General features: G+C 73.8%; 7 protein-coding genes. 3 read left to right on the plus strand and 4 right to left on the minus strand.

All coding sequences use genetic code 11. The annotated features are described in order from the left end of the window. Nucleotides 1-93: 93 nt before the first annotated feature. Nucleotides 94-1,452, minus strand: a complete 1,359-nt coding sequence (locus ABTY56_RS25355) for a hypothetical protein (RefSeq protein WP_350631463.1) — start codon at nucleotides 1,450-1,452, stop codon at nucleotides 94-96. Nucleotides 1,453-1,817: 365 nt separating this feature from the next. On the opposite strand from ABTY56_RS25355, the gene ABTY56_RS25360 reads away from it, so the two are divergent. After that, nucleotides 1,818-2,003 carry a PspC domain-containing protein gene (locus ABTY56_RS25360; RefSeq protein WP_350631464.1) on the plus strand — a complete coding sequence of 62 codons (186 nt, stop codon included), beginning with the start codon at nucleotides 1,818-1,820 and terminating at the stop codon, nucleotides 2,001-2,003. Between the two features lie 83 nt (nucleotides 2,004-2,086). On the opposite strand, the gene ABTY56_RS25365 is transcribed toward ABTY56_RS25360, so the two are convergent. From ABTY56_RS25365 to ABTY56_RS25375, 3 genes are all read right to left on the minus strand, one after another. Then, complete coding sequence (locus ABTY56_RS25365) at nucleotides 2,087-2,458, minus strand: ATP-binding protein (RefSeq protein ID WP_350631465.1); 372 nt, start codon at nucleotides 2,456-2,458, stop codon at nucleotides 2,087-2,089. A gap of 225 nt (nucleotides 2,459-2,683) precedes the next feature. Beyond that, complete coding sequence (locus tag ABTY56_RS25370; RefSeq protein WP_350631466.1) at nucleotides 2,684-3,841, minus strand: adenosine deaminase; 1,158 nt, start codon at nucleotides 3,839-3,841, stop codon at nucleotides 2,684-2,686. A 141-nt stretch (nucleotides 3,842-3,982) separates the two neighbouring features. After that, nucleotides 3,983-4,951: a LysR family transcriptional regulator gene (locus ABTY56_RS25375; protein WP_350631467.1), complete on the minus strand. Its 969-nt coding sequence runs from the start codon at nucleotides 4,949-4,951 to the stop codon at nucleotides 3,983-3,985. Nucleotides 4,952-5,043: 92 nt separating this feature from the next. Here ABTY56_RS25375 and ABTY56_RS25380 point away from each other — a divergent pair, with 92 nt between their 5' ends. Together ABTY56_RS25380 and ABTY56_RS25385 are read left to right on the plus strand one after the other, a co-directional pair. Further along, nucleotides 5,044-6,321, plus strand: coding sequence for an MFS transporter (locus tag ABTY56_RS25380; RefSeq protein WP_350631468.1), 1,278 nt, complete (start codon nucleotides 5,044-5,046; stop codon nucleotides 6,319-6,321). A 26-nt stretch (nucleotides 6,322-6,347) separates the two neighbouring features. Then, a complete protein-coding gene (locus ABTY56_RS25385; protein ID WP_350631469.1) occupies nucleotides 6,348-6,902 on the plus strand; it encodes a Uma2 family endonuclease in 555 nt (184 codons plus the stop codon). Nucleotides 6,903-6,979 lie beyond the last annotated feature (77 nt).

The following is a 6,979-nucleotide window of genomic DNA, read 5'->3' on the forward strand; positions in this document are numbered from 1 at the left end:
TCGTACGAACGCCGGAAGGCCCGGCCGTCACCGCTCTGCAGCGGGTGACGGCCGGGCCTTCCGGCGTTCTGCGGGGTCGGTCCCGGCGCCGCCCTACGCGTTCCTGCGGCGGCGTGCCACGACCAGGGTGCCCACGCCGAGGGCGATCGCGACCGCACCGGTGATCGCCATCGGCGCGGAGCTGGGGCCGCCACCGGTGGAGGCCAGCCGGGTGTCCGGGGTCGGCGCCGCGGCGGCGACCACCCGCGGGACGTCGGCCACCGGGCTCGGCGCCACGCTGGTGGTCTGGGCGACCGGGACGACCGGGGCGGTGGACGGCCGGGACGCGGTCGGCGTCGGGGTGGCCGACGCGGTGGGCGTCGGCGCGGCGGTGGAGCCCGCCGCGACCACGATCGTGACGTCGGCCTGCGGGCTGGACGCCTCGCTCCCGCTCTCGCCCTCGCCGGGCAGGCTGCCCGCGAGGGCCGCCAGGGACTGGGCCATGGCCGGGGTGTCCGCGGTGAAGGACAGCCGGACGTCGATCGTGCGGGTCTCGCCCTTCGCCAGGGCGATCGCGTCGGCGTTCTTGTCGCCGGTGCGCAGCCCCAGGTAGAGCCAGCCGGGGTGCTGCGAGTTGCCGCCCGGAGTCCCCTCCAGCCAGGCCCCGCCGGCCGTCCTGAACTCGAACCTGACGTTCTCGGAGGGGAGTTCGGTCGCCCCCCGGAAGACGATCGCGGGCAGGATGCGGAGGTCCTTGCCGCTGGTGTTGGCGAAGACCAGCTTGAACGGCTTCGCCTCGCCCCCCGCCGTGAAGGCGGCGGGCACCCCGTCGAGTCTCACGTCCGCCGTGGCGGCGGGCTTGGGCGCCGGGGTGGTCGGCGTGACCGCCGGGGCGATGACCAGGTCCGAGAAGCCGATCGCGGAGGAGACGCGCTGCTCCGGCGGCAGGGCGGGGTCCGAGACGACGGCGCTGAACCCGGGCGTCACCCGGCCGGCCGGGGCGTCGGCGGCGACGGTGAGCCGCAGCCGGTAGACGGCCTCGGTGCCGGCCTCCAGGTGCAGCCCGCCGGGCTGGTCGAGGTCCCAGAGGCCGCCGCTGCCGGTGGCGCGCACCCTGGCGTCCTGCCACTGCGTGCCGCCGGGCGACTGGTACTGCAGCGTCAACTGGCTCTGCCTGGTGCCGGTACCGGTGTCCCCGATGACGACGGAGGACGCGGGCACGTCCATCCGGTGGTCGGCGGTGTTCCTCAGCGTCGCGGTGAACTCCACCGGTACGCCGCCCGCCTTGACGGTGCCGGGCAGGCCGCCGAGGGCGACCGTGACCGGCGAGGGCTGGGCCTGGGCGCCCTGGGTGGCCGGGAAGGCCCCCGGGGCGGCGAAGACGGCCGGGGCCTCGACGACGGCCAGGCCCGAGGCCAGGGTGACGGCGGCGGTCGCGGCCAGGAATCTGCGCGGTGGAATGCGCAAGGTCAACCTCACGAGAATTCGGACAGAACCCCAACGGAACGTGAAATCGCTTGCGTGAGAGGCCATTTCCTGGCGATGGCGCGCCGATGTTCCGCCCCCCGGCCAACAGCGACTGCGGCATCATATCGAGCCGTTTCCGCGCGCCCGCGGCGGGAGGCCCCTGGCTTTCGGCCCGGCCCGGCGGGCGGCGGCTCTCAGGGTCACCCTGAGGATGACCCCGACGTCCGGCTACGTCTCCCCGGTGACCGTTCGGGGTGCGGAATCACCTGCCGGGCGGAGGCTTTCGCGCCGGCGGCGGCGGAGTATGGGAGTACGCCCGCCGGACCGGCCGGACCGGGTCGCCACCGTGCGGACCAGATCAGGAGTACACCATGAGCGCGCGCCTCGCCCGCCCCCGTCACAACCGTGTCATCGCCGGCGTCTGCGCCGGGATCGCCGCCCGTTTCGGGCTGGCCCCGGGGACCGTCCGGCTGATCTTCCTGCTGTCCTGCCTGCTGCCCGGCCCGCAGTTCCTGCTCTACCTCGCTCTCTGGCTGCTCCTCCCCCAGGAGCCGTGAGCCGGCACGGCGGAACGCGGACGGGCCGTCCGCCCCGGTGTTCCGGGGCGGACGGCCCGTCCGCGTGTCGGCCGGTTGCGGGATCAGCCGCCCAGGCCCGGCAGGCCCGGCAGGACGCCGGTCAGCCCGCCGATGGGGGTCTTGTCGAGGCCCGGGACGGTCGGGACGGCGCCGCGCTGCTGGGTGACGCCGGCGAGCGGGGCCTCGGCGGCCGGCGCGGCGCGGCCGACGCTCGGGGCGAGGGTGCCCAGCGTGCCGGTGACCTTGTCGGCGCCGGGCAGCTTGGCGGCGGTGTCGGTGACCGCCCCGGTCACCGCGGGGTTCGTCACCGCGCCGGTGGGCAGCCCGAGGCCGCCGGGCGCCGGGGCGGCGTCGGCGGAGGCGGTGCCGGCGCCGACCGCCGCGATGGCGATGCCGAGCGCCGCGGTGCCGGCGGCCTTGAGAGCCTGCTTCATGGTTCGTCCCCTTGGGTCCTCGTCGGTGGCCGACGACGCGTACGGCTTCCGGCGGACGGGAGACCGCCACCGTGCCTGGTCGGCATTGACTGGCACACCGTAGTGAGCCGGTCGCGCGGGAACCAAAGGGCGTTCACTCACCCGAGTGAGTAGTCGGATGAACGCCAACTTCCGTGCGGAAGAAGGCCGTTCATCCGACCGAAAGGAGCGCGTCAGCGCCGCGGCTCAGTTGCCGCCGGTGCCCGCGCTGAACAGCCACTCCGCCTTCAGCTCGGCGTAGCCCGGCTTGATCACGTCGTTGATCATCGCCAGTCGCTCGTCGAAGGGCAGGAACGCGGACTTCATGGCGTTCACGGTGAACCACTCCATGTCGCCCAGGGTGTAGCCGAAGGCCTCGACCAGGTGCCCGAACTCCTGGCTCATGCTGGTGCCGCTCATCAGCCGGTTGTCGGTGTTCACCGTGACCCGGAACTTCAGCCGGCTGAGCAGCCCGATCGGGTGCTCGGCGTACGAGGCGGCCGCCGCGGTCTGGAGGTTGGAGGTGGGGCACATCTCCAGCGGGATGCGCTTGTCGCGCACGTACGCGGCGAGGCGGCCGAGCTCGACGCTGCCGTCCTCGTTCACCGTGATGTCGTCGACGATCCGCACGCCGTGGCCGAGCCGGTCGGCGCCGCAGCACTGCAGGGCCTCCCAGATCGACGGCAGACCGAAGGCCTCGCCCGCGTGGATGGTGAAGTGGTTGTTCTCGCCCTTGAGGTAGTCGAAGGCGGCCTGGTGGCGGGTGGGGGGGTAGCCGGCCTCGGCACCCGCGATGTCGAAGCCGACGACACCCTGGTCGCGGTGGCGGTTGGCCAGCTCCGCGATCTCCTGCGAGCGGGCGGCGTGCCGCATCGCGGTGATCAGGGTGCCGATGCGGATCCGGTGGCCGGCCTCGCGCGCGTTGGCCTCGCCGAGGCGGAAGCCCTCCTGGACGGCCTCGACGACCTCGTCCAGGGTCAGGCCACCCTCCAGGTGCTGCTCGGGGGCGTACCGGACCTCGGCGTACACGACGCCGTCGGCGGCCAGGTCCTCGGCGCAGTCGGCGGCGACCTTGATCAGCGCCTCGCGGGTCTGCATGACGGCGCAGGTGTGCGCGAAGGTCTCCAGGTAGCGGACCAGCGAGCCCGAGTCGGCGGCCTCGCGGAACCACTCGCCGAGTTCCTTGACGTCGGTGGTGGGGAGGCCCTCGTAGCCGACGGCGGCGGCCAGCTCGACGACGGTCTCCGGGCGCAGCCCGCCGTCCAGGTGGTCGTGCAGGAGGACCTTGGGCGCGCGGCGGATCTGGTCGGCGGTGGGGATGCGCGGGCCGGTGCCCGCGGTGGTGACGGGAATCTGCTTCTCCATTGCGGAAATATAGCCCCTACGCGCGTAGACCCACCACCGCGGACACCACCGAATGGTCCAAACTCCGCCCGGAATTCCACCGACCGGTCCATAGGATCCGCCAAAGCGCCCTGGCCGTCGCGGAATACCGGGACAGCGGTTTCAGTCGTGCTGGAGCAGCCGTCCGCGCCGGGACAGCACGAAGTCCCGGAACGCCTTCGCCGGCGGGGTCAGCGGCCGCCCCGCCGCCCAGGCCAGTCCGACCGCCCGCCGGGTGCGCGGCGCCGTCACCTCCAGCTCCACCACCCCGGGCCGCGGCACCAGGGCCGGCGGCAGCAGCGCCACCCCCAGCCCGGCCGCCACCAGCCCGCGCAGCGTCTCGGCCTCCTCCCCCTCGAACCCCAGCCGGGGGACGAACCCGGCCTCCGCGCAGAAGCCGTCCGTGATCGCGCGCAGCCCGTACCCCTGCTCCAGTCCGACGAACGGTTCCTCGGCCACCTCCGCCAGCCGGATCCGCCGCCGCCCGGCCAGCCGGTGGTCCGCCGGGACGACCAGGTGCAGGCGCTGCTCGTCCAACAGGCGGGCGGTGAACGCCGGATCGTCCGGCAGCGGCGCCACCAGGCAGAGGTCCAGCTCGCCGGCCCGCAGCCGCTCCAGCATCGCCGCGCCGTAGTCCTGCACCAGCTGGAACCGCACCTGGGGGTGCGCCGCGCGGAAGCCCCGCAGCAGCGCCGGCACCGCGTCCGGCCCCATCGTGTGCAGGAAGCCGAAGGCGACCAGCCCCACCTCCGGGTCCGCCTCCGCCCTCGCCGCCTGCGCGCCCCGCTCGACCTCGGCCAGCGCCCGCTCCACCGAGGCCAGCAGCAGCCTGCCCGCCCTGGTCAGCCGGACGGTACGGCCCTGACGGGCCAGCAGCTCCACCCCCAGCTCCTCCTCCAGCCGGGCCACCGCGCGCGACAGCGTCGGCTGCGGCACCCCGAGCACCGCGGCCGCCTGCGTCACGTGCTCCAACCGGGCCACCGCGGCGAACTGCGCCAGCCGGGGCGCCAGCAGGACGGCCGGCTCGTCCGGCCCCAACTCGGCGGCCCGGTACCGCTGCTCCCCACCGTCCACCGGTTCCGACCCGGCCATCCCGCCACCACCTCGACTCATACATCAGTGCATCGATCATGCCTGCTTCATGCATTGGACGCATCAACGACGCCAGGCCTACGGTCGACGGCATGCAGCCCTCAAGTACCAGGGCATCCGCGCCCGCCCCGGATGCCCCCGCCGCCACCGCCCCCACCCCGGACGGCCTCCTCCGCCCCGGCCGGCCCGCCTTCCGCCGCGCCAACCTCGCCCTCTTCGCCGCCGGGGTCGCGACCTTCGTCCTGCTCTACTCCACCCAGGGCCTGCTGCCGGTCCTCTCGGCCGACCTCGACCTCACCCCCGGCCAGGCCAGCTGGACCGCCTCCGCCGCCACCCTCGGCCTCGCCCTCGGCCTGCTCCCGGCGAGCGCGCTCTCCGACAGGTACGGCCGCACCGCGGTGATGACGGCCTCCACCCTCGCGGCCTCCGTCCTCGCCCTCGCCCTGCCCTTCGCGCCGGACCTGACCACCCTCGTCGTCCTGCGGGTCCTCCAGGGCGCCGCCCTCGCAGGGCTCCCGGCCACCGCCATGGCCTACCTCGCCGAGGAGGTCCACCCCAGCGCCCTGGCCTCCGCGATGGGCCTGTACGTGGCCGGCAACAGCATCGGCGGTATGGGCGGCCGACTGCTCTCCGGGTGGACCGCCGCCGCCCTCGGCTGGCGCTGGGGCCTCGCCGCCTCCGCCGCCCTCGCCCTGCTCGCCACGCTCGTCTTCCGGCTGCTGATCCCCGCCGCCCGGCACTTCACCCCCGCCCCGGTGGACGCCCGCGCGCTCGCCCGCACCGTCGGACGGCACCTGCGCAACCCGCTGCTGGTCCGGCTGTACGCGCTCGGGATGCTGTTCATGGCCGTGTTCGGCGCGGTCTACAACACCGTGGGCTACCGGCTGATCTCCGCGCCGTTCCACCTGCCGGAGTCGATCGCCGCCTCGATCTTCGTGGTCTACCTGGTCGGCACCGGCACCTCCGCCGCGGCCGGCCGCCTCTCCGGCCGGCTGGGCCGCCGCGGCGCCCTCTACGTCTCCATCGGCGTCACCGCGGCCGGCCTGCTGCTCTCCCTCGCCGACTCACTGGTCTGCGCGCTGCTCGGCCTGGTCCTGATCACCGCGGGGTTCTTCGCCGGCCACGCCACCGCCTCCTCCGCGGTCGGCCGCACCGCCACCGAGGGCCGCGCCCAGGCGTCCGCGCTCTACCTGATCGCCTACTACCTCGGCAACAGCCTCGGCGGCACCCTCGGCGCCGACGCCTACCACGCCACCGGCTGGCCCGGCGCCGCCACCGTCGGCCTCACCGCCATGACCCTCGCCGCCGCCGTCACCCTCTACGCCACCCACCGGGCCCATACCACGGGGCGAGCGGTCGCGAACGCTTGACAGCCGCCGCCGATACACTCCGGGGCATGAGCATCGATCCTGCTGTGTACGCCCGGCTCCGCGAGATCGCGGATCAGCTGCCGAAGGTGCCGGGGATAGGGAAGATCGAGATCGCCGACGGCGAGATTGTCATGATGATGTCGCCCGTGAAACGCCACGAGCTCGCAGTCATCCGCCTGGCACAGCAGCTCAATGCCCAACTGCCGCAGACCCATCCCGGCTACATCGCCCACGGCGGCGCGGACTTGGAGGACATCGGCCTCGGTCGGCTCCGGAACCCTGACCTGATGGTGTTCCCCGACGCGGCTCTGGACGACGACTGCCCGGCGTTCCTTCCCCACGAGATCCTTCTCGTCGTGGAGATCGTCTCCAAGTCCAACCCCGAGAACGACTACCACGACAAGGTCCGCGACTACTCGGCGATGGGTATCCCGCTGTACCTCCTGGTCGATCCCCGCAAGGGCACCGGCATCATTCACGACGAGCCCGGCTACACCCGCCGCAAGGACTTCGTCTTCGGCGACACGATCACCGTGGGCCCGTGGAAGCTCGACACCAGTGTCCTGCGGACGTACGCCTGAGCGCACGTCCGCAGGACACCGACCACCGGGAGGGCAATCGGTCCAGCACGAAAGGGTTAGGGGGGAACGCCGGGGCC

Source organism: Kitasatospora sp. NPDC097691 (assembly GCF_040302665.1).
GTDB lineage: Bacteria > Actinomycetota > Actinomycetes > Streptomycetales > Streptomycetaceae > Kitasatospora.